This window comes from Luteimonas sp. Soil_C_5, from assembly GCF_057656615.1.
The window spans coordinates 75,235-99,510 of the sequence record NZ_JBDGKA010000003.1; the positions used below are offsets into that span (position 1 = coordinate 75,235).

Genomic DNA, 24,276 nt, shown 5'->3' on the forward strand with positions numbered 1-24,276 from the left:
GCGCCGCGCCGGCACGGCGATGCTGTCAAGCCTTGTCCGCCCCGGGGCCCGGCCCTAACCTGACCCTCCGGCCGCCTCGCTGACGCAATGCCCGCGCGCTTCGTTCATCTTCACGTCCACAGCGAATACTCGCTCTCCGATTCGACGATCCGGATCAAGGGGCTGGTCAAACGCTGTGCGGCGCTTGGCCAGCCGTCGGTCGCGTTGACCGACCGCAACAACCTGTTCGCGCTGGTGAAGTTCTATCGCGCCGCCGAAGGCGCCGGCATCAAGCCGGTGATGGGCGCCGACATCTCGATCGCCGAAGGCGACGAACCCGCCTCCACGCTGACCCTGCTGTGCCGCGACCACGACGGCTATCTGTCGCTGTCGCGCCTGCTGACGCGGGCGTGGATGGAAGGCCATCGCACCGATGGTGTGGTGGTGCGGCCGGACTGGCTGCGCGAGTGCAATACCGGCCTGTTCGCGATCGCCGGCCGCCACGGCCCGGCGGCGAAACTGCTGTCCGGCGGCCGCGACGATCTGGCGCGCCAGTGGTACGCGCAGTGGCGCGAGGTGTTCGACGAACGCCTGTTCCTGCAGCTCACGCGCTGCGGTTTCGACGACGAGGCCGTGCACAACGCGCTGGCCCTGCAGGTGTCGTCCGACCTGTCGCTGCCGGTGGTCGCCGGCAACGACGTGCGCTTCATCGATGCCGAGGGTTTCGACGCGCACGAGGCGCGCGTGTGCATCTCCACCGGTCGCGTGCTCGACGATCCGCGCCGGCCCAAGCTCTACACGCGCGAGCAGTACCTGAAGTCCGGCGACGAGATGGCCGAACTCTTCAGCGACGTGCCCGATGCGATCGACAACACGCTGGCGCTGGCGCAGCGCTGCAATCTCGAACTGCGCCTCGGCACCTACTACCTGCCGGCGTTTCCGGTGCCGGCCGACGAGACGCTCGACAGCTGGATCCGCAAGGAATCGCGCGACGGTCTCGAGCAGCGGCTGCAGAAACATCCGATGGCGCCGGGGCACGACCGCGCGAGCTACGACGCGCGTCTGGAGATCGAGCTCGACGTCATCATCAAGATGGGGTTCCCCGGTTACTTCCTGATCGTTGCGGACTTCATCAACTGGGGCAAGGCGAACGGCATCCCGGTCGGTCCCGGGCGCGGCTCCGGTGCGGGTTCGCTGGTGGCCTGGGCGCTGGGCATCACCGATCTCGATCCGCTGCCCTACGACCTGCTGTTCGAGCGCTTCCTCAATCCCGAACGCGTGTCGATGCCCGACTTCGACATCGACTTCTGCATGGACCGGCGCGACGAGGTCATCGACTACGTCGCCGCGAAGTACGGCCGCGACCGCGTCAGCCAGATCATCACCTACGGCACCATGGCCGCGAAGGCCGTGGTGCGCGATTCCGGGCGCGTGCTCGGCTATCCCTACGGCTTCGTCGACAGCGTCGCCAAGCTGGTGCCGATGACGCTGGGCATCGGGCTCGACGATGCGCTGGGCCGTACCGACAAGTCACGCAGCGACGATGCCTGGCGCTCGGACGAACTCATCGCGCGCTACAACGACGAGGACGACGTCCGCGACCTGCTGAATCTCGCGCTGCAGCTCGAGGACCTCACCCGCAACGCCGGCAAGCACGCCGGCGGCGTGGTCATCGCGCCGTCGCCGCTCAGCGATTTCTGCCCGCTGTACGCCGAACACGACGAGGGCAACCTCGGCCGCAACCCGGTCACCCAGCTCGACAAGGACGACGTCGAATCGATCGGCCTGGTGAAGTTCGACTTCCTCGGCCTGCGCACGCTGACGATCATCGACTGGGCGGTGAAGGCGATCAACGTGCGCCGCGCCGCCGCCGGCGAAGCGCCGTTCGACATCACCGCGCTGCCGCTCGACGACGTCGAGAGCTACAAGCTGTTCGCACGCGGCGATACCGTCGCGGTGTTCCAGTTCGAATCGCGCGGCATGCGCGAGCTGCTCAAGCGCGCGCAGCCCGATACGTTCGAGGACATCATCGCGCTCGCCGCGCTGTTCCGTCCCGGCCCGCTGGGCTCGGGGATGGACAAGGAATGGGTCGACCGCAAGCACGGCCGCACGGACGTGACGTATCCGCATCCGTCGCTGGAGCCGGTGCTCTCGCCGACCTACGGCGTCATCGTCTACCAGGAACAGGTGATGCAGATCGCCCAGGTCCTGGCCGGCTATTCGCTGGGCGGCGCCGATCTGCTGCGCCGCGCGATGGGCAAGAAGAAGGCCGAGGAAATGGCCAAGGAGCGCGCCAAGTTCGAGGCGGGTTCGGCGGCCAACGGCGTGGACCCGAAGGTCGCGACGTCGATCTTCGACCTGATGGAGAAGTTCGCCGAGTACGGCTTCAACAAGTCGCACTCGGCCGCCTATGCGCTGGTGGCCTACCAGACCGCCTGGCTCAAGGTGCACTACCCGGCCGAGTTCATGGCCGCGGTGCTGTCGTCGGACATGGACAACACCGACAAGGTCACCGGCTTCCTGACCGAAGCGCGGACGATGGGCCTGGAAGTGCTGCCGCCGGACGTCAACGCCTCCACCTACATGTTCGAGGCCATCGATCCGCAGACCATCCGCTATGGCCTCGGCGCGGTGAAGGGCGTGGGCCGCGGCGCCTGCGAGAACATCGTCGAAGCGCGCGAGCGCGGCGGTGTCTACGCCGACATCCTCGATTTCTGCCGGCGTGTCGATTCGACGCGCATGAACAAGCGCACGCTCGAAGCGCTGATCAATGCGGGCGCGCTCGATGCGCTGGGCAAGAACCGCGCGTCGCTGATGCTGCAGCTGCCCGAAGCGCTGAAGGCGACCGACCAGCTCACCCGCAACCGCAACGCCGGCATCGTCGACATGTTCGGCAGCAGCGCCGGTGGCGACGACGGCCTGCAGATCGACCTGCCCGAATGCGAAGAGTGGCCGCTGCGGCAGAAGCTGGAGGGCGAGCGCGAGACGCTGGGGCATTACCTCAGCGGTCATCCGCTGGATCCCTACCGCGATGAGTTGCAGGCGCTGGTGGGCACCGATCTCGGCCAGCTCGACAGCCTGTGGGCCGCGCGCGACCAGAAGGGCGGCGGCAACAGCTGGCGCCCGGAAACCCAGGTCATCATCGCCGGCCAGATCACCGCCATCCGCAAGCGCGGCGACTCGCAGGCGTTCGTGCTGCTGGAGGACGGCCGCGGCCGGCTGGAATGCGGCTTCTTCGCCGACGCGTCCAGCGAGTACGCGCACCTGCTGACGCGCGACCGCATCCTCATCATCGAGGGCGGCCTGCGCGAAGACGAGTTCAGCGGCGGCTTCGCGCTGCGCGTGAAGCGCTGCTGGGATTTCCACACCGTCTGTCCGGAACACGCACGCCGGCTGTCGCTGCGCCTCGACCTGCGCGTGCCGGGCACGCTGGCACGCGTCGAACAGGTGCTGGCCCAGCACCGCCCGGGCAAGACCGCGCTGCGTCTGGATCTGCTGCTGCCTGCAGGCGCCGCGGGCACGCTGGAGGTCAACGGCACCCAGTCGATCCGCGCCGATGCCGAACTGCCGGGCACCCTCCGTGCACAACCCGGCGTGCGCATCGCCCGGCTGGATATGGCCAAGCCCTGGGCGAGCTGACCGCACGGCGCGCCTGCGTACAACATCCGCCAACGTGCGGCGATCTGCACTCCAGACGCCCACGTACGGCCTCATCGGGCGCGGTCGGCTAGACTGTCGCCCTTTCCGGTCCGGCCGGTCTCCGATGGAGCACCCGCCGCCGCCCCAATTCCGGCAGTCCCACGCATGAATCCGAATTACCTCGATTTCGAGCAGCCCATCGCCGACCTGGAAGCCAAGATCCAGGAGCTGCGCCAGGCCAGCGATGGCCCCGCGGTCAACATCGACGCCGAGCTGGCCACGCTGCGCGACAAGCTGCGCAAGCGCACCGCGCACATCTTCCGCGACCTCACGCCGTGGCAGGTGTCGCAGCTGGCGCGCCATCCGCAGCGCCCCTACACCCTCGACTACATCAAGGCCTTCTGCGACGAATTCGAGGAACTGGCCGGCGACCGCGCCTACTCGGACGACGCCGCCATCGTCGGCGGCCTCGGTCGCATCGACGGCCGCAGCGTGGTGATCATCGGCCACCAGAAGGGTCGCGACACCAAGACCAAGGTGCGTCGCAATTTCGGCATGCCGCGCCCCGAGGGCTACCGCAAGGCGCTGCGCCTGATGAAGATGGCCGAGCGCTTCAAGCTGCCGCTGCTGACCTTCATCGACACGCCCGGCGCCTATCCCGGCATCGGCGCGGAAGAACGCGGCCAGTCCGAGGCCATCGCGCGCAATCTGCTGGAGATGGCCGAGCTGCGCATTCCGATCGTCTGCACCGTGATCGGCGAAGGCGGCTCCGGCGGCGCGCTGGCGATCGGCGTCGGCGACCGCACGGTGATGCTCGAATACAGCACCTATTCGGTGATCTCGCCGGAAGGCTGCGCCTCGATCCTGTGGAAGGACGCCGGCAAGGCGCGCGACGCCGCCGAGCAGCTGGGCCTGACCGCCAAGCGCCTGCATGGCCTGGGCCTGATCGACAAGGTCGTGCGCGAGCCGATCGGCGGCGCGCACCGCAATCCGCGCCAGACCGCGACCCGCCTCAAGGCGGTGCTGATGAATGCGGTCGACGAGCTGGAGCAGCTGCCGGTCGAAACCCTGCTGGAGCGCCGCTACCAGCGCCTGCGCAGCTACGGCGCGTACGAAGCGGCTTGAGTCCGCGCGGACGACGGCGCCCGGGCGCGTCGTCATCCGGATCGGCTACTGTCGGGCTTCGCATCCATGGAGTCCTTCATGCGCTCAGCCGCTCTCGTACGATCCGCATCCCTCGTGCTGATTGCGGGGCTGTCGCCCGCGCTGGCCGGCGCCGCCGCTCCAGCGCCTGCAGCGGCGTCCGCGCCGACGCCGCAGGACCTCGCATTCGCGCGCACGGCCTGCGACGGCGCGGCCCGCCATCCCACGCTGGCGCCGGTCGAGATCGACATGGCGGTCCGCGACACGATCGCCGCGATCGAGGACACCGTGCGCTCGGCCGAGGATCTCGACAAAGCGGGCCCGCTGCTCGACGCACTCCAGGCCCGCGTCGGCGATCTGGATGCGGTGCCCTCGACGGAACTGCAGCTGCTGCGCGCGACGCTGGCCGCGCAATCCGGTGACGAGGTCGCGCGTATGCGCTACCGGACACTCTCCACGGCGCTGTTCACGGTGCTCGTCGGCGACGGCGATGGCACCACGCCGGAGACGGCCTTCAAGCCCTGCCTGATTCCCAACGAATACGCGTTCGTGCGCCGCGTGCTGCAGGCCGAGGTGACAGGGCAATCCCTGGTCCACGTCGAGGACCGCCACTACGACCGGCTCGAAGTGACCTTCCCCGACGGCACGAAGCGCGAATTCTTCTTCGACGTCACCGAACTGTTCATCCGCAACGCGGCGGCATTCAACCGCTGAGCATCGTCACCACGCGCGCAGGTACTGCGCAGGCGTCTCGATCACGGCGCCCAGCGCCTTCGCCGCGCGGCGCGGGAAATACGGATCGCGCAGCAGTTCGCGGGCCAACAGCACCACGTCCGCGTCGCCATCGGCGACGATCCTCTCGGCTTGCGCCGGTTCGGTGATCAGCCCGACCGCGCCGGTCGCGATACCGGCCTCGCTGCGCACCCGACGCGCGAACGGCACCTGGTATTCCGGCACCGCATCGATGTGCTGCGCCGGCGACAGGCCGCCCGACGACACGTCGATCAGGTCCACGCCGCGCGCGGCCAGCAGGCGCGAGACTGCAACGCTTTCCTCAAGCGTCCACCCACCGTCCACCCAGTCGGTCGCCGAGATCCGTACCCACAGCGGCAGGCGCTCCGGCCACACCGCGCGCACCGCATCCACGACCTCGAGCAGCAACCGCGCACGGCCTTCGAAGCTGCCACCCCAGGCGTCGGTGCGCGTGTTCGACAGTGGCGACAGGAACTGGTGCAGCAGATAGCCGTGCGCGGCGTGGACCTCGGCCACGTCGAAGCCGGCGTCGAGCGCGCGCACCGCGGCCGCACGGAAGTCTTCGATCACCTGTGCGATGCCGTCGGCGTCGAGCGCCACCGGTGACGGATAGGTGGCATCGTAGGCCTGCGCTGATGGCGCGACGACCTGCCAGCCACCCGCCTCCACCGGCACCGCGCCGCGCCCGCGCCACGGCGCGTGCGTGCTGGCCTTGCGCCCGGCATGCGCCAGCTGGATCGCCGGCGCAGCGCCCTGCGCGCGCAGGAACGCGGCGATCGGCGCCCAGGCATCGCGCTGCGCGTCGTTCCACAGCCCGGCGTCTTCCGGCGAGATCCGGCCCTCGGGCGATACGGCTGCCGCCTCGGTCATTACCAGCCCGGCGCCGCCCACTGCGCGGCTGCCCAGATGCACCAGATGCCAGGCGTCGGGCAGACCGTCGACGGCGCTGTACTGGCACATCGGCGACACCGCGATGCGGTTGCGCAGGACGAGGCCACGCTGCTGCAACGGCGAGAACAGAGCGGACATGCGGCGATTCCGGTGCGAGGAGAGCGTCGACTGTAGGCCGCGCTCCGTGCGCACGCGACGCCGCGTCCGGATCGCAGCATTCCGACGCATGGCACCATGCGCCGATGTTGTCGCCACGTCCCGTCCTGACCCTGCCATTGCCGCCCGCATCCGGCCCGCTGCGCGTGGGATTCAGCGGCGGCCTCGATTCGACGGTGCTGCTGCACCGGCTGGCGCACGACCCCGTGTTCCGCGCCGCCGGCCTGCGCGCGATCCACGTGCATCACGGCCTGCAGACCGGCGCGGACGACTGGGCCGTCCATTGCGAAGACGTCTGCGCCGGCTGGGGCGTCGACCTCGACAGCGTGCGGGTCACGGTCGCGCGCGACAGTGGCCGCGGACTCGAAGCAGCTGCGCGCGAAGCACGCCATGCCGCTTTCGCCGTGCAGCTGCCGCCGGGGGGCGTGGTGGCACTGGCCCACCATCGCGACGATCAGGCGGAGACCGTCCTGTTGCGTGCGCTGCGCGCATCGGGTCCCGACGGGCTGGCCGGCATGGCCGGCGCGCGCCGCTTCGGAGACGGCTGGCTGTGGCGGCCATTGCTCGCATTGCCGCGCACTGCGCTGCAGGCCTACGCCGAGGCACACGGCCTGCGCTGGATCGACGATCCCAGCAATGACGAAGACGGCGCCGACCGCAACTTCGTCCGCAACCGGATCCTGCCGCTGCTGCGCACGCGCTGGCCGCAGGCCGGCGCCGCGCTGGCCGATGTCGCGGGGCTGCAGGGCGAGACCGTCGCCCTGCTCGAGACCGACGATGCCGTCGCGCTGGCCGACGCCCGCACGCTGGATCCGGCGGTGCTGCGCGTCGACCGCCTGCAACCGCTGCTGCCTGCGCGACGTGGGCGCGTGCTGCGCCGCTGGATCCTGGAACTCGGCCTCGCGCCGCTGCCGCGGCAGGGATCCGCCTGGTGCGACACCACCCTCGCCCGCGCCGCGGATGACCGCAGCCCCGTCTTCGACTGGGGCCGGCACCGTCTGCAGCGCTGGCGCGATCTGCTGCACGCCGGGCCGATCCGTCCGCCATTGCCCGACACCCTCGTGCTCGACTGGAACGGGGCCGCGCCGCTCGCATTGCCCGACGGCGACCGCCTGCAGTTCGACGGTCCGCTGGACGACACTATGCGCTGGCGCGTGCAGGCCCGGCGCGGCGGCGAACGCATCGCGCTGCCGGGCCGCACGCATTCGCACGCGCTCCGGCACGTGCTGCAGGATCTCGGCGTGCCGCCGTGGATCCGCGCCCGTCTGCCGCTGCTGTCCGACCCCTCGGGCCGGCTGCTCGCGGTCGGCGATCTGGCCTTCGACCGCGACTTCGACGCCTGGCTGCGCGCGGGTGGACGCAGGCTGACCTGGCACACCGCGCCACGGTCCGACGACAGGCCGATCGCTTAGAATTGCGGCATGCCGAAGACCCCTGCCAAAGCCCCTTCCCCGGTCGCCGATTTCGAGACCGCCCTCGGCCAGCTCGAAGCGCTGGTGGACACGATGGAGGGCGGCGAGATGACGCTCGAGGATTCGCTCGGCGCCTATGAGCGCGGCGTCGGCCTGTACCGCCGCTGCCAGCAGGCGCTGGAAGATGCCGAGCTGCGCGTGAAGCTGCTCAGCGACCCGGCCGCGCCGGAGCGCGCACAGCCGTTCGGCGCACTGGACGCCGACGCCTCCGATGCCTGACGCGTCGCACGCGGTCGATTCCCGCATCGACACCTGGCGCACGCGCACCGACGCGGCGCTGCAGCGCGCCCTCGACACCGCCCGCGACAGCGAACCGCGCCTGCATGCGGCGATGCGCCATGCCGTGCTGCTGGGCGGCAAGCGCATGCGGCCGCTGCTGGTGCATGCGACCGTCGATGCCTTCGGCGCCGCGCCCGGCCTGGCCGATGCGCCGGCCGTCGCGGTGGAACTGGTCCACGCCTATTCGCTGGTCCACGACGACCTGCCGGCGATGGACGACGATGCCCTGCGTCGCGGCCAGCCGACGGTGCACGTGGCCTTCGACGAAGCGACCGCGATTCTGGCGGGCGATGCGCTGCAGACGCTCGCGTTCTCCACGCTGGCCGAGGCGACGGCGCTGCCCGACTCCACGCGCCTGGCGATGGTCGCCACGCTGGCCCGCGCCTCCGGTGCGGGCGGCATGTGCGGCGGCCAGGCGCTCGACCTGGCGGCGACCGGCGATGGAGGTTCGATCGGCGTCGCCGCGCTCGAACGCCTGCATGCGATGAAGACCGGCGCCTTGCTGCGCGCCGCGGTCGCACTCGGCGCACTCGCAGCAGGCGTCAACGCGGACACGCGTGCGCGTCTGGACGATTTCGCCGACGCCCTGGGCCTGGCCTTCCAGATCCGCGACGACCTGCTCGACATCGAAGGCGACAGCGCGACGCTCGGCAAGACCGCCGGCAAGGACGTCGCGCAGGACAAGGCCACGTTCCCCGCCCTGATCGGCGTCGACGCCTCGCGTGCGCGCCTCGATGCGCTGGCGTTACGCATGCGCGATGCGCTCGCGCCGTTCGGCGATGCGGCCGCGCCGCTGGCTGCACTCGGCCGCCAGGCGATCGAACGCAACCACTGACGTCGGGCCGGTCACGCGCGGGTCTGCCCGCACGTGACCGCTTCAGCCTGCCGCCGGCAGGCGCCCCGCGCCGGAACGCGCGCTCAGCCGCCGAAGAACCGGATCGTCAGCGGATGCACATAGTGCTGGCCGTCCAGCGCGCGCACCGCGGCGACGATGCTGCTGACCAGCCACAACAGAGCCAGTCCGCACGCGGCCGCCGCCAGCATCAGGCCGGCAGGCAGCGTGACGATCGCGCCGATGCCCAGCGTCACCACCGTCGCGCCGAGCAGACCGATGGCTGCCACGACGATCGCGCAGGCGTACAGGCACATGCTCAGATGGAAGTTCAGCGCCTCGCGCGCATGCGCAGCGACGAAGGCGTCGTCATCGCGTTTGGCCAGATACACGACACCCGCCACGAGCGCGCCGGCGACGCCGGAGATCCAGCTCGTCAGCAGCGCGAGCACCAGCGCGCCGATGTGCATCGCGGCCGCCCAGCGGCGACTGTCGCTGGCGGGTCGGATCTGCGGAAAGGATGCGGTCTGCATGGAAGGCCTCCTGTCGTGGGTCGTGACACCAGCCTGCCTGCGCGGGATGTCCGGCGCCAGCCGCGAACGTCACCCGGACTTCCGGCACCCCTGTACGCACGAGGCCCCGACGCGAACGCCGGGGCCTCGTGGAACGCAGATCGCGGGAACGCCTAGCGGACGAGGCGCAGCGCGAACGGATAGCGGTAGGCGACGCCATCGTTCGCCTTCATCGCACCGACGATGGTCATCACCAGCCAGGCGATCCCGAGCAGCAGGCCGATCGGGAACGTCAGCACCGCGCCCAGACCGAAGGTCACCAGCGTGATCAGGATCAGCGCCACCGCGATCAGCAGCACGCTGATGTTGAAGTTCAGCGCCTCGCGCGCCTGGTCGGCGGCGAAGGGCATCGTGTCCTTCTTGACCAGCCAGATCACCAGCGGGCCGACGACGTTGCCGATGCCACCGGTGAACAGTCCGGCGAGTGCCGAAAGATGGCCGAACATGGCCCACTGACGCTCTTCGGCAGACGCCGCGTCTGCGGGCGGAGGCGGTGCAGCGGTGTAGGTATTGAAATCGCTCATGCGGGACGCCTCGGGTGGAAGTGGTTGGAACGGGTGTGGCCTTGCGGCGCACTCTTCAGGGATGCCGGCGCGCCGTCAAGGACGGCAACGTCACTCGCCGCCGGCAACGGTCATCGCGCCGACCAGGATCGAGCCGGTACGCACGTGCGAGCGCCGGTCGATATCCGTGCCCACCGCTTCGATGGTCTCGAACATCTGTTTCAGATTGCCGGCGATGGTGATGCCGTCGACCGGATGACGGATCTCGCCGCCCTCCACCCAGAACCCGCCGGCGCCGCGCGAATAATCGCCGGTCACCGCATTGACGCCCTGCCCCATCAGTTCGGTCACCAGCAGGCCGCGGCCCATGCCGCGGACCATGGATTCGAGATCACCGGCGTTCGATGCGATCTCCAGGTTGTGCACGCCGCCGGCATTGCCGGTGGTCTGCAGGCCGAGCTTGCGCGCCGAATAGCTGCCCAGCACGTAACGCTGCAGCACACCGGCCTCGACGAGCGCGGATTCGCGCGTCGCCACGCCCTCGGCATCGAAGGCCGACGACTGGAAGCCGCGCATCAGGAACGGCCGCTCCTGGATCGAGAACCAGTCGGGAAACAACTGCGTGCCCACACTGTCGAGCAGGAAGCTCGCCCGGCGGTACAGCGCACCGCCCGACACCGCGCCCAGCAGATGCCCGATCAGCGAGCGCGCGATCTCGGCCTGGAACAGCACCGGATACTTGCCCGTCGGCATCGGTCGCGGATCCATGCGTTCCAGCGTGCGACGTGCCGCGCGCTTGCCGATGGCCTGCGGGGATTCCAAATCCTCCGGCGCCAGCGCGATGCTGTACCAGCCGTCGCGCTGCATGCGTTCGCCCTCGCCGGCGATCAGCGCGCAGCCGACGCTGTGGTGGCTGCCGCGCTCGGCGCCGATGAAGCCGTGGCTGTTCGCATACACGCCGACCGAACGCGACGTCGACACCGACGCGCCATCGGAATTGCGGATGCGCGCGTCGCTGTCGCGGCCCGCGGCCTCGCAGCCCAGCGCCAGGTCGACCGCGGTGTCGGCGTCGAGCGCCCAGGGATGCCAGCTGTCGAATTCGGGAAAGCGGCCGTCCGCACCCGGCACCGCCATCAACGCGGCATCGGCCAGACCGGAGGCCGGATCGTCCTCGGTGAAGCGCGCGATCGCGCAGGCCTGGTCGACCGTCGCGGCCAGGCTCTCCTCGCGCAGATCCGCGGTGCTGGCGCTGCCCTTGCGCTTGCCGAAGTACACGGTGACCGCGATGCCACGGTCGCGGGTCGATTCCACGGTCTCGACTTCGCCCATGCGCACGTTGACGTTCAGACCCGCGTCTTCCGAGCACGACACTTCCGCCTGGCTGGCACCCGCGGCGCGGCAGCGCTCGAGCAGGCGCTGCGACAGTGCGGCCAGGGCATCGAGCCGTTCGGGCGAATCATCGCCCTGCGGGACGACGGCGTGGGGTACGGACATGGTCAATGGCTTATCCTGTTGCGATGAGAGGCGTAGACGAAGAAAGCGGCGAGTACCTCGGCCCCAGCCGCAAGCAGAACCGGCGCGAGGCCCTGGAAGTACTGGCACTGGCCGAAGCCCTGGTGGGCCTGCCCGATGGCCGGCTGGCCAAGCTGCCCGTGCCCGACACATTGATCCCGCACATCGCGGACACGCGCCGGATCACCTCGCATATCGCGCGCAAGCGGCAGATGGCGTTCCTGGCCAAGCAGATGCGCCGCGAGAGCGACGAGACGCTGCATGCGCTGCGCGATGCGCTCGACGTCGGCGGCGAAGCGGCCCGCGTCGATACCGCGCGCCTGCACCGCGCCGAACAGTGGCGCACGCGTCTGCTGGACGAAGGCGACAGCGCACTCGCGTCGCTGCTCGACGCGCATCCGCATGCCGATCGCCAGCGCCTGCGCCAGCTGATCCGCAACACCCTGGCCGAACGCGCCAAGAACAAGCCGCCGGCGAGTTTCCGCGAACTGTTCCGCGAACTGCGCGACATGCTGGCGGCATCGGCAGGCGAGGACGCGGTGGCCGAGGACGATCGCGACGACGAGGCTGACCAACCCGGCAACGCCGGCGACAACGACGCACGCTGAGCGCACGACGCCATTCCCGCGCAGGCGGAAACGACGGATCTGCCAGGACGCAGCCCGGAACCGTGCCGACGCTTCAATCCCGATTCCCGCACACCGGCTCTCAAGCCTGCGTGCCGCCAACGGTCAGCTGATCGATCAGCAGATGCGGCTGGCCGACGCCGACCGGCACGCTCTGCCCGTCCTTGCCGCACACGCCGACGCCGTCGTCGAGCGCCATGTCGTGGCCGATCATGCGCACGCGCTGCATCGTTTCCGGGCCGTTGCCGATCAGCGTCGCGCCCTTGACCGGCGCGGTGATCTTCCCGTCCTCGATCATGTAGGCCTCGGTCGCCGAGAACACGTACTTGCCGCTGGTGATGTCGACCTGGCCACCGCCGAAGTTCACCGCGTACAGGCCCTTCTTGACCGAGCGGATCATGTCCTGCGGATCGTCCTGCCCGGCCAGCATGTAGGTATTGGTCATGCGCGGCATCACCAGATGCGCAAAGGATTCGCGGCGGCCGTTGCCGGTCGGCGCGACGCCCGACAGGCGCGCGTTGAGCGTGTCCTGCATGTAGCCGGTCAGCACGCCGTCTTCGATCAGCGTGGTGCACCGGGTCGGGGTGCCCTCGTCATCGACGTTGAGCGAGCCGCGGCGACCGTCAAGCGTGCCGTCGTCGACGATGGTCACGCCGGGCGACGCCACCCGCTGGCCGAGGCGCCCGGCATAGGTGCTGGTGCCCTTGCGGTTGAAGTCGCCTTCCAGGCCGTGACCGACGGCCTCGTGCAGCAGCACGCCCGGCCAACCGGCGCCGAGCACGACCGGCATCACGCCGGCAGGCGCGTCGATCGCCTCGAGATTCACCAGCGCCTGGCGCAGCGCCTCGCGCGCGAAATGCTCCGGCCGCCCGTCGCCGAGCAGCTCCGCATAGGAGTACCGACCGCCATAGCCGGCGTAACCGGATTCGCGCCGGCCGCCCTGCTCCACCAGCACCTGGATGTTGAGACGCACCAGCGGACGCACGTCGCCGGCCAGCACGCCGTCGCTGCGGGCGATCAGCACCGTGTCCACACCGCCCGACAAGCTCACCATCACCTGCTGCACGCGCGGATCCGCGGCGCGCAGCAGACGGTCGATCCGCCGCAGCGCCTCGACCTTGGCCTCGCTGCCGAGCGCGTCGATCGGATCGGCCGCCGGATAGAGATCGTGCACCCGGCTGCGCACCAGCGCCTGCGGCGCGTGCGCGCGTCCGTCGCGGGCGATCGCGCGCGCCGACTGCGCCGCGCCCATCAGCGCGACCGCGTCGATGTCGTCGGAGTACGCGAAACCGGTCTTCTCGCCGCTGATCGCACGCACGCCCACGCCCTGCTCGATCGCGTGGGAGCCGCTCTTGACGATGCCGTCCTCGACCGACCAGCTCTCGCGCCGCGAATGCTGGAAATACAGGTCGCCGAAATCGATGCCCGGCCCGAGCAGGGCGGAGAACGTACGGTCCAGATTGGCGGCGTCGAGGCCGGCGGGCAGCAGCAGGCGGCTCTGTGCGAGCGCCAGCGCATCGGCCGGCGCGGCATCGGTCACGGTGTCGAAATCGGTCATCCGTGCAGTGTGGGGGCAAAGCGGTGGATGGCAACCCGGGCGGCGCCCGGGTGCGGGTGCTCGCGGGCGTTGGCGTTCTCTGCAACCGCCGTCGCGCGCGCCGGCAGATCAGGCCCCGTCAGTTGGCCGATTGGGGCCGGGTCTGCGATGCAGGCGCAGGCGGCGCCGCCTCGCGGCGTTCGACCACTTCGACCTTGGGGTCCTGCCAGGGGCCGCTGACGTGGTAGTTGCGTGCGCCGATCTCGGCCAGCGGCCGGCGCAGCACCGCGTTGGCGAAGGCGCCGACGGCCGCGCCCACGGGGCCTGCGGTCAGCGCGCCCACGGCCGGCAACAGATTGCCGGTCTTGGGCAGCACTTCGATGTCCTGGTCGTGGGTGCGCGCCTGCAGATCGGCGGTGCCGCGGATGCGGATCTCCGCGGCGGGCCCATCGATGGTCACGCCGTCGCTGCGCGCCTGGCCGTTGGCAAACCGGATGTCGCCGGCGATCCGGCTGAAGCCGAAGCCGCGATTGAAGAAATCGCGGAAATCCAGGGTCAGCCGGCGCGGCAGCTCGGTCAGGCTCAGCAGCCCCAGCACGCGGCCCGCGCCCGGATCCACTTCGACCAGCTGCCCGTCCTTGACCGTCACCTGCAACGCGCCTTCCAGCTTGGCCACGTCGAAGCCGGCCGGCGAGCCCGGCCAGGCGGTGTCGAAATCGACCCGCCCCTGACCGCCGACGATGCTGCCCGCGAAGCCGAGGCCCGACAGCAGGCGTCCGAAATCGTCGCTTTCGACATCCACCTCGACCGCGGTGCGCGCCGCCGCGCCGCGCCCGGTCCAGCGACCGGTGGCATCGATGCGGTGCTGCGGCGCCCGCACGCGCAATTGTTCGAGTACCAGGCCGGCGGGAATCGAACGGGTGCGGGCCGCCACCTCGCCGAGCGACAGCTCGCCGATGCGCAGCTCGTCGACGGTGAGCTGGAGCGGCGGCAGCGCCGCCGGATCGAAGGAATCAGCGTCGGCGTCGGCAGGCGCGCGCGCAGGCGGCGCGGGGCTGGCGCCGGCGTCGGCCGAAGGACGCGGCGTCTGCGCGAATGCCGGCCAGTACAGACGCTGCAGGGCCGCGACGACCGGCGCGCCATCGGCTTCGGGCATCCGCACGTCGCCGGCGAGGCCCGCGCCGTCCACCCGCAAGGTCGTGCCGTCAGAATCCTGCGTCGCGGTCAGACGGGTCTGGCCGAAGCGGGCACCGGGCAGGCGCAGATCGCGGGTGGTCAGATCGAGCGATTGCAGCGCCAGACCCTCGCGTCCACCGCCGCCCATCAGCCCGAGCCAGTCGACGAGCTCGACGACCGGCGTGCGCCCTGCGATCGCGAGGCCTTCTGCCGGCGGCGCCTGCTGCACCCGACCGCTGCCGAACTCCACGCGGATGCCCGTGCGCTCGCCGCGGCTGCGCGCGCGCACCGCCAGCCGGTTGCCGAAGCCGACCGCGATATCGCCGCTGTCGAACGGAATCGGCGCTTCGATGGTCGTACGCAGCGGCGACGCCGCCGGCTTGTCGAGCGGCGCCGGCAGACGCAACGTGGTGCCGACGAGATCCGAGCGCAGCAGCAGCCGCGCCGCCGGCGCGCCCTCGGGCACCTCGTCCGCAATCGCGACCTGCACCTGCCACGGCGCGACGCCGTCGACGTGCGGGCGCAGCCAGGCCAGATCGGGCGCGCGCGCCAGCAGCGTCGACGCGGCCAGCGGAATGTCGAGTTCGCCCTCGAACGCCTGCAGGCGATCGCGCACGTGGCCATCGCCCGCGCGCAACGCCAGCCGGCCGGCCTGGCCGTCCTGGTGCACGCTCAACCGCTCGGCGCCGAAGCCGGCCTGGTCGAAGCGGCCTTCGCCACGGACGTCGTCGAATGCAAGATCGAAGCGCGATTCGCGCATCGTCACGCCGTCCAGCGCGACCCGGCCGTCGATCCGCACCGGTGCGTGATGCGGTACGGAAACGTCGACGCGCACCTGCGCCGGGCCAGCCACGTCGAGGCCGTCGAGCGTCTCGGCGTGCCTGGCCTGGAACGGGCTTTCGCGCAGCAACGCGAGCAGGCGGGCGGCATCGGTCACGGCGCCCGCCTGCACCGCCACCGGACTGGTGGCGTAGTGCTGCATGCCCGCCAGGATGTCGCGGACCGGCACGCCGGCCAGTTCACCGGTGGACTCGTCGAGCGAGAAGCCGTCGTTGAGAAAACGCACGCGCCCCGACAGCGCGGTCATCGCGGGCCAGTCGTCCTGGAAGCGGATCGTCGCATCCGCGAGCCGGGCTTCGGCCGCGAACACGCCCCGGCGGTCGTGGCCGTCCTGGGGGCTGAACGGCCAGTCGTCGAGATCGCCGGAGACGATCGCCCGTCCTTCGCGGACCTCGCCGGCGACCAGGGCCATGTCGAGCCAGGTGCGCGCGGCCTCCGGCATTTCGTGCCGCACCCAGAATTTCTTCGCCACCGGAATCCGCGCGGTGTCGACGCGCGCGGCGAGGTCCAAGCGGGGCCGCGAATCGTCGCCCTGGAATGCCAGTCCGCCGCGGACATCGGCGGCGTAGCCGTCGCCCTCGACGCGCAGCGCCGGCGTGTCCACATGCCAGTCCGCGCCGTCGCGCCAGGCGACGATCTCACCCGACAGCTGCAGCGGATGCGGCACACCGAAGCCCACCGGCCAGTCGAACACCGCGGTGGCCGCGACGTCGGGGCGGAACACCACGCCATCGGCGTCGCCGGACACGGTGCCGGTCAGCCCGTGCAAACCCGGGCGATCGGCAACCGGCGAGAAGCCCAGATCCTCGACCCGCGCGGATACGCGCACCGGTCCACCGCGCAGCGCGGCGAATTCGACATCCGCCAGCACCGCATGCGGCGTCGCCGCCTGCAGCCAGTCGCGCAGCGGCGTCGGCACCTCGTCGGCCAGCGCGGCCAGGGCCAGCAGCGGTGCGATCTCGACGCGTTCCGCACGCACCGCCCAGCGCGCGCCGCCAGCGACCACCAGACCATCGAGCGTCTGCGACCGGCCCTGCTGCACCACCCGGAGCAGCGGCGCGTCGAGTCGCCAGTCGCCCTCCGCGTGCGCCCAGTGCAACCGGGCCTGCAGTCCGTCGAAGGCCACCGTGCGCGCGTCCGACACGCCGCTGGCGACATCCGCGGCGCGCTGCAGCGACAGTGCATCCAGGGCGACATCGGCGGTCGCCGACACCACGCGGCGCTCGCGCAGGTCCAGCCACACCGCGACGCGGCCGTGGCCTTCGCGGATCGCGACGCCACTGGGCGCCAGCAACGGCGACCAGACCTGCAGGTCGTTGCGCGGCATCGCCACATAGACCCGGCCATCGCCGGCCTCGCGCTGCAGATCCAGCCGCAGGTCGAGCGGCGCGCCGTCGGCCTCGATCCACGCCCGCGCCGCCGCGCGCACCTGGCGACGGTCGACCTGCATGCGCAAGTCGATGCGCGGCAACGTGTGGCCCAGCCCCAGCGACGGCGCCTCGATGGCCAGCTGCGCATCGACGATCTGCAGTTCGCCCAGACCTTCGAGCGCGGCGAACGGATCGGCGTCCGGACGCGTGTCGCCGGGCAGGCCACGCACCTGCCAGCGCCCGTCGTCTTCGCGCGCCAGCGTGAGCGCCAGGCCCTGCAGGCGCAGTTCGGTCAGCGACCGGCCGGGCAGCAAGCCGGAATAGGGTGCGATCTGGATTTCGGCGCGCGCGACCGGCACCGCGACATCCGGCTCGCCGATCCGCAGACCGGTCACCCGCAGCAGCGGACCGCGCCGGGTCCATTCGGTGTCCAGGCTGTCGAACGCGACCGGTCGTCCCGCGCGCTCGGTCAGCCAGCGCTCGACCACACGCGGATTGCGCTCCACCCACGGCAGCGCCACCTGGGCGACGACGACGGCGCAGAGCGCCGCCAGCACCAGCGCCGCGGCCAGCACATAGCCCGCGCCGAGGCGCGTCCGGCGCAGGCGGGCCGCCCAGACCGGTGTCACCGTGCGGTCCGCCGGTATCGGTCAGAGCAGCACAACGTCGAACTGCTCCTGCAGGTACTGGTCGTCGGACTGGAAGCGGATCGACTTGCCGAGGAATTCCTCCAGTTCGACGACCGCGGCCGATTCCTCGTCGGTGATCATCGACACCACCCGCGGCGAGGCGATCACCAGCAGGCGTTCGGCCTCGAACTGGCGCACGGCACGCACGATCTCGCGGAAGATCTCGTAGGTCACGGTCTCGATGGTCTTGACGATGCCGCGCCCGCCGCACGCGGTGCAGGCCTCGCCGAGCTGGCGCTCCAGACTTTCGACGGTGCGCTTGCGCGTCATCTCGACCAGGCCCAGCGGCGAGAAGTCGTAGACCGTGGTCTTGGCGTGGTCCTTGGACAGCGACTTCTCCAGCGTGCGCAGCACCTGGCGCTTGTGCTCCGGATCCACCATGTCGATGAAGTCGATGATGATGATGCCGCCGAGGTTGCGCAGCCGCAGCTGGCGTGCCACCGCCTGCGCGGCCTCGAGATTGGTGCGGAACACCGTTTCCTCGAGATTGCGCTGCCCCAGGAACGAACCGGTGTTGACGTCCACCGTGGTCATCGCCTCGGTCTGGTCGATGACCAGATAGCCGCCGGACTTCAGCGGCACGTCCTTCTTCAGCGCGCGCTGGATTTCGTCCTCGACGCCGTACAGATCGAAGATCGGCCGGTTGCCGGTGTAGCACTCGATCCGGTCGACCAGGCGCGCCTGTTCGGCCGGACCGGGCGCGGGCATGTACTGCGCGGCGAAGTGGCAGAGTTTTTCGTAGGTATCGCGCGAATCGACCTTGACCTTGTCGACATCACGGCGCATCAGGTCGCGCACCGCGCGCATCGGCAGGGTCAGGTCTTCGTACACGCGCGCGCCGACCCGCGCATCGGCGGTGGTGTGCTCGATCAGGGCCCAGGCCCGCTGCAGATAGGCGATGTCCTCGGCCAGCGCCTCGGCGCTCTGGCCTTCGGCGTTGGTGCGCACGATGTAGCCGTGGCCGCCGGTCGCGGCCGCGAGCTCGGACACCAGCGTCTTGAGCCGGGTGCGCTCGACGTCGTCCTCGATCCGCGCCGACACGCCGACCACACGCGACTGCGGCAGCAGCACGAGGTAACGCGAGGGAATGCTGATCTGCGTGGTCAGCCGGGCACCCTTGGTGCCGATCGGATCCTTGACCACCTGCACCACGATGTCCTGCCCGTCGCGCAGCAGTTCGTTGACCGGCAGCGTCGGCGCAGGCGACGGAAACAGGCTCTCGCCCTCGCCTGCGGTCTGCGGCGGGCGCACCACGTCGTTGGCATGCAGGAACGCCGCGCGCTCCAGGCCGATATCGACGAAGGCCGCCTGCATGCCGGGCATCACCCGCTGCACCTTGCCCTTGTAGATGTTGCCCACCACGCCCCGACGCCAGCCGCGTTCGATGTGCAGTTCCTGCAGCATGCCGTTCTCGACCACCGCCACGCGGGTCTCGCGCGGGGTGACGTTGATCAGGATCTCTTCGGACATGCCGTATCAGGCCCCAGCGTCGGCGGCGAAGGGCCGCGGTTCCAATCCGAAGCCGCGCAACAGCGCGGCGGTCTGTTGCAGCGGCAGTCCGACCACGCCCGAATGGCTGCCGGCCATGCGCGTCACGAACAGCTCGGCGCCGCCCTGGATCGCGTAGGCGCCGGCCTTGCCATGCGGCTCGCCGCTGGCGACATAGGCCGCGATCGTGGCCGCGTCCAGCGTGTCGAACGTGACCTCGGTGACCACGGTCGCCTGCGCCTCGCGCCCGGCCGAGACCAGCGCCACGGATGAAATCACCTCGTGGGTGCGGCCGGACAGCCGCCGCAGCATCTCGTTTGCGTCCGCATCATCGCGCGGCTTGCCGAACACCTCGCCGTCGAGGACGACCTCGGTGTCGGCGCCGATGACCAGCGCACCGGGCACGGCGACGACCGCCAGCAGACCTGCGCCGGCCTTCTCGCGCGCCACGCGGCGTACGTAGTCCAGCGCCGGCTCGCCGGGTTCCCGATGCTCGGGCACGTCCACGTCGACCACGCCGAACGGCAGTCCGAGACGGGTCAGCAGGGCGCGACGGCGGGGAGATTGCGAGGCCAGATGCAGCATCCCGCAAGGATACCGTGCAGCGCCTGCGCGGCCGGAACCGCATTTGCCTCGACCCCGTTCCGGCTCACGACCCGTTCACCGGATCACCACGACCCTTCCCGCGTCGTTTCTGGAGTCCTCCATGCGTACCCATCGCCTTCGCCCGCTGCTGCTCGCCAGCAGCCTCGCCTTCGGGATCCTCTCGATGACCACCGCTTCCGCCCAGGCGCCGGTCGCGCACGCGGCGCCCACCGACGGCACCCTGCTGTCGATCTCGGCCAGCGCCGAAGCCAGCCGCGCGCCGGACATCGCCACCCTGTCGACCGGCATCGTCACCCAGGCCGCCGACGCCAATGGCGCGATGCGCGCCAATGCCGAGGAAATGACCCGCCTGACCGCGGCGATCAAGGCCGCCGGCATCGCCGATCGCGACGTGCAGACCTCGGGCATCAACCTGAGCCCGCAGTACCGCTACGCCGAGAACCAGCCGCCGGTGATCACCGGCTACCAGGCCAACAACACCGTCAACCTGCGCGTGCGCGACATCCGCCGCCTCGGCGCGGTGCTGGATGCGCTGGTCGCCAGCGGCGCCAACCAGATCAACGGCCCGACGTTCGAGATCGACGACGCCGAAGCCGTCCAGGACGAGGCACGCGCCGCGGCCCTGAAGAAGGCCCAGCAGCGCGCCGAAACCTACGCCGCGTCGCTCGGCATGCGCGTGCGCCGGATCGTCAGCATCAGCGAGGGCGGCGGTTTCCAGCCCCCGCGCCCGATGATGGCGATGCGCCAGATGGCCATGGACAGCGCGGCGCCGCCGGTTTCACCGGGCGAAACCACCCTGGGTGCGAACCTCGACGTTGTCTTCGAACTGGGACGCTGAGATGACCGAACCCCGAGATACCCCGCCGCGCACGCCGAGCAAGGACGAATCGACCGGCTATGCGGAAAAGCAGCCGCGCGACAAGGGCGACGCCCATCAGCCCGCCCCGAAACCCGAACGCGACCCTGACGACGGCGGCCTCGACCGCGCGCCGGAGACCACGCCGGGCGAATGATGTCCGGGCGCGTGTCGTGACACCGGAAGGCCCGCCTCGTGCGGGCCTTTCGTCGTCTGGACCCTTGAGCCGCGCAGATGACGCGCGCGATGCAGGGCCGATGTGCGCGCCGATGCCGGGGAACGGCCGACGCGCGTCTCTGCCACGCGCGATGCTCGCTGCGTGCAAGCAATACGCGAGCGTCCTTCGCTCGTGTGGGAGCGCGCTCGCGCGCGAAGTGTCACCGCCGACATCCGTATCGCGCGCAAATGCGCGCCGACGTTGATCACGCAGCGTCGAGGGCGAACCGCTGATCCGCTTCGACGCGAACGGGCGTCTGCCTTGCTGTCCGCCTCGACCGCTGTCGACCGCCTTCGACCGCAACGTCAATGGATGCCCGCCTGCGCGGGCATGACGGCATCGCCAGCGGGCGCCGGTGGGACAAGAACGAAGTCAATCGCGAAGACGTTGCCGCGCAGGACGAGCCGGCGTTCCGGCTGCCCGGGCCCAGGCGCGGTGGCAGGGTCAGCCGCGGTGGTAGGGATGGTTCGCCAGCATCGCGGCCGCGCGATACAGCTGCTCGGCCAGTACCAGCCGCACCAGCATGTGCGGCAGGGTCAGCGGCCCCAGCGACCAGCGCTCGTCGGCCCGCGCGAAGACATCGGGCGCATGGCCTTCCGGGCCGCCGATCAGGAACGCCAGGTCACGCCCCTGCATGCGCCAGTGTTCCAGGCGCTGGGCGAGGTCTTCGGACGAATGGGTCCTGCCGCGCCCGTCCAGCGCGACGACCAGCGCATCGCGCGGCACCGCGGACAGCACGCGCGCGCCCTCGTCGGACATCGCGCGTACGGTGTCGCGGCCCTTGCCACGCAAGCCGGGCTCGACTTCGACCAGATCCAGCGGCAGCCAGTACGACAGCCGCTTGCGGTATTCGGCGAACCCGTCGGCCACCCAAGCGGGTGCCCGTTCGCCGACGGCGATCAGCTTCGCTTTCATGTCGAACGTGGTCCCGGCATACGTGCCGGGACGCCGCGATCAGGCATCGCGACGCGGGCCGCGCTCGTCTTCCGGCGGCTGGTCGCCGACCGTCCACAGGCGCTCGAGCGCATAGAACTCGCGCACGCGCGGCAGCATCACGTGGACGATCACGTCGCCAAGGTCGACGAGGACCCATTCGGCTTCGCGCTCGCCCTCGACGCCCAGCGGCTGGCAGCCGAGCCTCTTGGCGTGCTTGACCACTTCGTCGGCGATCGACTTGACGTGGCGGCTGGACGTGCCCGACGCGACGACCATGAAATCGCAGACGCTGCTGCGGCCACGGACATCGATGTCGACGACGTCGACGGCCTTGAGTTCGGCGACGGCCGCACGTGCGACCTCCAACAGCGCGTCCGGGGACGGCGGCGGCTCGGGAAGACGGGTCTTGATGACGTGTGCGGGATTGGACAAGAGGGTTGGCTCGTGAAGTGCGAAGCGGATTATAGCGAAGCGGCCGGCGCGGGCCGGTACAGCCCCTTCTCTTCGATGAATGCGGCGACGGCCTCGGGCACCAGGCCCTGCAGCGAGGCGCCGCGCGCCGCGCGTGCACGGATGTCGGTCGCAGACACCGGATGCAGCGGCTGGCGCAGCCGGAGCACGCGCCCCGCCGGCGCGGTGTCCAGATCCGCCGAAGCCTCGGTCCAGCGCGCCTGCAGGGCATCGGCCAGCGCCGGCGGCAGGTCCGCATCGAGCGTGCTGCCTGGCCGCTCGGCGACGACCAGATGGGCCAGCGCGAACAGGTCCTGCCAGCGGTGCCAGGACGTCAGTCCGAGCAGGCTGTCGGCGCCGACCAGCCAGGCCAGCGGCTGCGCGGGGCCGCGCGCGGCACGCAGGTCGGCCAGCGTCTCCACCGTGTAGCTGCGTCCGCGGCGCTCGAGCTCGCGGCGATCCAGCAGGAGACCGGACTCACCAGCAATCGCCAGCGCGACCATCGCGGCACGCTGCGTGGCATCGGCGCCCGGCGCCGCGCGGTGCGGTGGATCGCCGGCGGGCATCAGGCGGACCTCGCAGGACAAGGCATCGCGCGCGGCCCGCGCGATCGCCAGATGTCCGCAGTGGATCGGATCGAAGGTGCCGCCGTAGACGAGAAACAGCGCCACGCGCGGAATCAGGCGGCCAGCAGCGCGCCGGCGCGGGCGTCGGCCACGGCGACCAGCAGGCGCTCCAGCGCCAGCCAGGCATCAGTGGGGTCCTGCCCCCAGCGACCGCGGCCCTTGGCGATGCGGTCCACGCGTCCGGCCTCGACGACGAACCGGTCCCAGCGGGCGGCCGGGTGCCGCTGCAGGGCGCGGCGGTAGCCGGCCTGGCGCGCATCCCAGATCCGCTGGGCCTTGAATTCGGCGGCCATGTTGCCGCCGCGGGCCTGCGCCTGGGCCAGGCTGGCCGCGCGCGTGAGTTCCATGACGATCATGCCCATCAATGCCGGGATGGCCTCACCTTCGGCACGCAGGCCGGCGAGCATCCGCGACACCTGGACCGGCTGTCCGTTGAGCGTGGCATCGAGCAGGCGGAACACGTCGAAGCGGGCGGCATCGGCCACCAGGGCGTGCATGCGTTCGGCATCGAGGGTCTGGCCGTCGGCCAGCAGCGCCAGCTTGTCGACCTCCTGCGCGGCCGCCAGCAGGTTGCCGTCGACGCGCTCGGTCAGCTGCTGCACGGCGCCGCGGTCGGCCAGCACCTTGCGGCTGCGCAGCCGGGCCTCGATCCAGCCCTCGAGTTCATGCGGCTTGATCTGCCAGGCGACGACGATGTGGCCGATGGCACCGATCGCCTCGCTCCACTTGCCGCCGTGCTGCCGGCTCCACTCGCCGCCGGTGACCAGCAGGGTGACGTCGGCCGGCGGATCGGCGCAGAAGCCGGCGATGACCGCGGCGCCCTCCTTGCCCGGCTTGGTCGTCGGCAGGCGCAGCTCGACCAGTCGCCGCGAGGCGAACAGGCTGGGCGCGCGGAAGGTCGCCTCGAGCCCGTTCCAGTCGATATCGCGCCCTTCGGGCTCGAAGATCTCGCGTTCGGCCACACCCTGCGCGCGCGCGGCCACGCGGACCGCATCGGCGGCTTCCAGCACGCGCAGCGGCTCGGGACCGGCAATCAGGTAGGCCGGGCGCAGCGGCTCGCGCTCGAGTTGCGCGGACAGGCGTTCGGGGGTCAGTTCCATCGCAGTACCGCGATCGGGGGCCGCAGGG

21 protein-coding genes are annotated in these 24,276 nt (G+C 70.8%); 9 read left to right on the plus strand and 12 right to left on the minus strand.

The features are described 5' to 3' along the window. Nucleotides 1-87: 87 nt before the first annotated feature. The 3 genes from dnaE (at nt 88) to AC3A5K_RS08860 (ending at nt 5,475) form a co-directional block, all read left to right on the plus strand. Nucleotides 88-3,618, plus strand: a complete 3,531-nt coding sequence (gene dnaE, locus AC3A5K_RS08850; RefSeq protein WP_487617156.1) for a DNA polymerase III subunit alpha — start codon at nt 88-90, stop codon at nt 3,616-3,618. A 165-nt stretch (nt 3,619-3,783) separates the two neighbouring features. Further along, nucleotides 3,784-4,743 carry an acetyl-CoA carboxylase carboxyltransferase subunit alpha gene (locus AC3A5K_RS08855; protein WP_487617157.1) on the plus strand — a complete coding sequence of 320 codons (960 nt, stop codon included), beginning with the start codon at nt 3,784-3,786 and terminating at the stop codon, nt 4,741-4,743. 78 nt (nt 4,744-4,821) lie between these two features. Then, on the plus strand, nt 4,822-5,475 hold the full coding sequence (locus AC3A5K_RS08860) for a hypothetical protein (protein ID WP_487617158.1): 654 nt from the start codon (nt 4,822-4,824) through the stop codon (nt 5,473-5,475). A gap of 6 nt (nt 5,476-5,481) precedes the next feature. Here the strand turns inward: AC3A5K_RS08860 and AC3A5K_RS08865 are convergent, their stop codons facing one another. Then, on the minus strand, nt 5,482-6,543 hold the full coding sequence (locus AC3A5K_RS08865; RefSeq protein WP_487617159.1) for an NADH:flavin oxidoreductase/NADH oxidase: 1,062 nt from the start codon (nt 6,541-6,543) through the stop codon (nt 5,482-5,484). A gap of 104 nt (nt 6,544-6,647) precedes the next feature. Here AC3A5K_RS08865 and tilS point away from each other — a divergent pair, with 104 nt between their 5' ends. Genes tilS through AC3A5K_RS08880 form a run of 3 tightly spaced genes read left to right on the plus strand, consistent with a single transcriptional unit; the run spans nt 6,648 to nt 9,147 of the window. Further along, nucleotides 6,648-7,973 (plus strand): tRNA lysidine(34) synthetase TilS, encoded by a 1,326-nt coding sequence (gene tilS, locus AC3A5K_RS08870; protein ID WP_487617160.1) that lies wholly within the window; start codon nt 6,648-6,650, stop codon nt 7,971-7,973. Nucleotides 7,974-7,982: 9 nt separating this feature from the next. Next, nucleotides 7,983-8,252: an exodeoxyribonuclease VII small subunit gene (locus AC3A5K_RS08875; RefSeq protein WP_487617161.1), complete on the plus strand. Its 270-nt coding sequence runs from the start codon at nt 7,983-7,985 to the stop codon at nt 8,250-8,252. Beyond that, the gene (locus AC3A5K_RS08880) at nt 8,245-9,147 is read left to right on the plus strand and encodes a farnesyl diphosphate synthase (protein ID WP_487617162.1); all 903 of its coding nucleotides are present in this window, start codon (nt 8,245-8,247) and stop codon (nt 9,145-9,147) included. Before AC3A5K_RS08875 ends, AC3A5K_RS08880 begins: the two co-directional genes overlap by 8 nt. Before the next feature lie 83 nt (nt 9,148-9,230). On the opposite strand, the gene AC3A5K_RS08885 is transcribed toward AC3A5K_RS08880, so the two are convergent. From AC3A5K_RS08885 to pmbA, 3 genes are all read right to left on the minus strand, one after another. Then, complete coding sequence (locus AC3A5K_RS08885) at nt 9,231-9,677, minus strand: DUF4870 domain-containing protein (protein WP_487617163.1); 447 nt, start codon at nt 9,675-9,677, stop codon at nt 9,231-9,233. Between the two features lie 152 nt (nt 9,678-9,829). Then, nucleotides 9,830-10,240 carry a DUF4870 domain-containing protein gene (locus AC3A5K_RS08890; protein WP_487617164.1) on the minus strand — a complete coding sequence of 137 codons (411 nt, stop codon included), beginning with the start codon at nt 10,238-10,240 and terminating at the stop codon, nt 9,830-9,832. A gap of 90 nt (nt 10,241-10,330) precedes the next feature. Beyond that, nucleotides 10,331-11,713 (minus strand): metalloprotease PmbA, encoded by a 1,383-nt coding sequence (pmbA, locus tag AC3A5K_RS08895; protein ID WP_487617165.1) that lies wholly within the window; start codon nt 11,711-11,713, stop codon nt 10,331-10,333. 23 nt (nt 11,714-11,736) lie between these two features. Here pmbA and yjgA point away from each other — a divergent pair, with 23 nt between their 5' ends. Then, nucleotides 11,737-12,339: a ribosome biogenesis factor YjgA gene (gene yjgA / locus AC3A5K_RS08900; protein WP_487617166.1), complete on the plus strand. Its 603-nt coding sequence runs from the start codon at nt 11,737-11,739 to the stop codon at nt 12,337-12,339. Nucleotides 12,340-12,439: 100 nt separating this feature from the next. On the opposite strand, the gene tldD is transcribed toward yjgA, so the two are convergent. The 4 genes from tldD to AC3A5K_RS08920 all read right to left on the minus strand — a co-directional run bounded on the left by tldD (nt 12,440) and on the right by AC3A5K_RS08920 (nt 20,042). Then, complete coding sequence (tldD, locus tag AC3A5K_RS08905; protein WP_487617167.1) at nt 12,440-13,915, minus strand: metalloprotease TldD; 1,476 nt, start codon at nt 13,913-13,915, stop codon at nt 12,440-12,442. Nucleotides 13,916-14,033: 118 nt separating this feature from the next. Further along, on the minus strand, nt 14,034-17,909 hold the full coding sequence (locus AC3A5K_RS08910; RefSeq protein ID WP_487617168.1) for a YhdP family protein: 3,876 nt from the start codon (nt 17,907-17,909) through the stop codon (nt 14,034-14,036). Between the two features lie 21 nt (nt 17,910-17,930). Further along, on the minus strand, nt 17,931-19,439 hold the full coding sequence (gene rng / locus AC3A5K_RS08915) for a ribonuclease G (RefSeq protein WP_487617169.1): 1,509 nt from the start codon (nt 19,437-19,439) through the stop codon (nt 17,931-17,933). A gap of 6 nt (nt 19,440-19,445) precedes the next feature. Continuing rightward, entirely contained in the window at nt 19,446-20,042 is a 597-nt protein-coding gene (locus tag AC3A5K_RS08920) for a Maf family protein (protein WP_487617170.1), read from the minus strand. Between the two features lie 121 nt (nt 20,043-20,163). Here AC3A5K_RS08920 and AC3A5K_RS08925 point away from each other — a divergent pair, with 121 nt between their 5' ends. Together AC3A5K_RS08925 and AC3A5K_RS08930 are read left to right on the plus strand one after the other, a co-directional pair. Beyond that, on the plus strand, nt 20,164-20,901 hold the full coding sequence (locus AC3A5K_RS08925) for an SIMPL domain-containing protein (protein WP_487617171.1): 738 nt from the start codon (nt 20,164-20,166) through the stop codon (nt 20,899-20,901). Between the two features lies 1 nt (nt 20,902). Further along, nucleotides 20,903-21,076, plus strand: coding sequence for a hypothetical protein (locus AC3A5K_RS08930; protein ID WP_487617172.1), 174 nt, complete (start codon nt 20,903-20,905; stop codon nt 21,074-21,076). A gap of 504 nt (nt 21,077-21,580) precedes the next feature. Here the strand turns inward: AC3A5K_RS08930 and rlmH are convergent. From rlmH to holA, 4 genes are read right to left on the minus strand one after another with little or no spacing between them, the layout of a single operon-like run. After that, nucleotides 21,581-22,051, minus strand: a complete 471-nt coding sequence (gene rlmH, locus AC3A5K_RS08935; RefSeq protein ID WP_487617173.1) for a 23S rRNA (pseudouridine(1915)-N(3))-methyltransferase RlmH — start codon at nt 22,049-22,051, stop codon at nt 21,581-21,583. Between the two features lie 39 nt (nt 22,052-22,090). Next, on the minus strand, nt 22,091-22,504 hold the full coding sequence (rsfS, locus tag AC3A5K_RS08940) for a ribosome silencing factor (protein ID WP_487617174.1): 414 nt from the start codon (nt 22,502-22,504) through the stop codon (nt 22,091-22,093). Between the two features lie 29 nt (nt 22,505-22,533). After that, on the minus strand, nt 22,534-23,193 hold the full coding sequence (gene nadD, locus AC3A5K_RS08945; protein WP_487617175.1) for a nicotinate-nucleotide adenylyltransferase: 660 nt from the start codon (nt 23,191-23,193) through the stop codon (nt 22,534-22,536). An 8-nt stretch (nt 23,194-23,201) separates the two neighbouring features. After that, nucleotides 23,202-24,248, minus strand: a complete 1,047-nt coding sequence (gene holA / locus AC3A5K_RS08950; RefSeq protein WP_487617176.1) for a DNA polymerase III subunit delta — start codon at nt 24,246-24,248, stop codon at nt 23,202-23,204. Nucleotides 24,249-24,276: the final 28 nt, after the last annotated feature.

Excerpts from the sequence above, each read along its gene's own strand:
- yjgA (WP_487617166.1), top strand. The coding sequence starts at position 11,737 with ATGAGAGGCGTAGACGAAGAAAGCGGCGAGTACCTCGGCCCCAGCCGC.
- tldD (WP_487617167.1), bottom strand. The coding sequence starts at position 13,915 with ATGACCGATTTCGACACCGTGACCGATGCCGCGCCGGCCGATGCGCTG.
- rlmH (WP_487617173.1), bottom strand. The coding sequence starts at position 22,051 with ATGAAAGCGAAGCTGATCGCCGTCGGCGAACGGGCACCCGCTTGGGTG.
- rng (WP_487617169.1), bottom strand. The coding sequence starts at position 19,439 with ATGTCCGAAGAGATCCTGATCAACGTCACCCCGCGCGAGACCCGCGTG.
- AC3A5K_RS08860 (WP_487617158.1), top strand. The coding sequence starts at position 4,822 with ATGCGCTCAGCCGCTCTCGTACGATCCGCATCCCTCGTGCTGATTGCG.
- AC3A5K_RS08855 (WP_487617157.1), top strand. The coding sequence starts at position 3,784 with ATGAATCCGAATTACCTCGATTTCGAGCAGCCCATCGCCGACCTGGAA.
- dnaE (WP_487617156.1), top strand. The coding sequence starts at position 88 with ATGCCCGCGCGCTTCGTTCATCTTCACGTCCACAGCGAATACTCGCTC.
- AC3A5K_RS08885 (WP_487617163.1), bottom strand. The coding sequence starts at position 9,677 with ATGCAGACCGCATCCTTTCCGCAGATCCGACCCGCCAGCGACAGTCGC.
- AC3A5K_RS08865 (WP_487617159.1), bottom strand. The coding sequence starts at position 6,543 with ATGTCCGCTCTGTTCTCGCCGTTGCAGCAGCGTGGCCTCGTCCTGCGC.
- tilS (WP_487617160.1), top strand. The coding sequence starts at position 6,648 with ATGTTGTCGCCACGTCCCGTCCTGACCCTGCCATTGCCGCCCGCATCC.
- AC3A5K_RS08875 (WP_487617161.1), top strand. The coding sequence starts at position 7,983 with ATGCCGAAGACCCCTGCCAAAGCCCCTTCCCCGGTCGCCGATTTCGAG.
- holA (WP_487617176.1), bottom strand. The coding sequence starts at position 24,248 with ATGGAACTGACCCCCGAACGCCTGTCCGCGCAACTCGAGCGCGAGCCG.
- AC3A5K_RS08930 (WP_487617172.1), top strand. The coding sequence starts at position 20,903 with ATGACCGAACCCCGAGATACCCCGCCGCGCACGCCGAGCAAGGACGAA.
- pmbA (WP_487617165.1), bottom strand. The coding sequence starts at position 11,713 with ATGTCCGTACCCCACGCCGTCGTCCCGCAGGGCGATGATTCGCCCGAA.
- AC3A5K_RS08890 (WP_487617164.1), bottom strand. The coding sequence starts at position 10,240 with ATGAGCGATTTCAATACCTACACCGCTGCACCGCCTCCGCCCGCAGAC.
- AC3A5K_RS08880 (WP_487617162.1), top strand. The coding sequence starts at position 8,245 with ATGCCTGACGCGTCGCACGCGGTCGATTCCCGCATCGACACCTGGCGC.
- AC3A5K_RS08920 (WP_487617170.1), bottom strand. The coding sequence starts at position 20,042 with ATGCTGCATCTGGCCTCGCAATCTCCCCGCCGTCGCGCCCTGCTGACC.
- AC3A5K_RS08925 (WP_487617171.1), top strand. The coding sequence starts at position 20,164 with ATGCGTACCCATCGCCTTCGCCCGCTGCTGCTCGCCAGCAGCCTCGCC.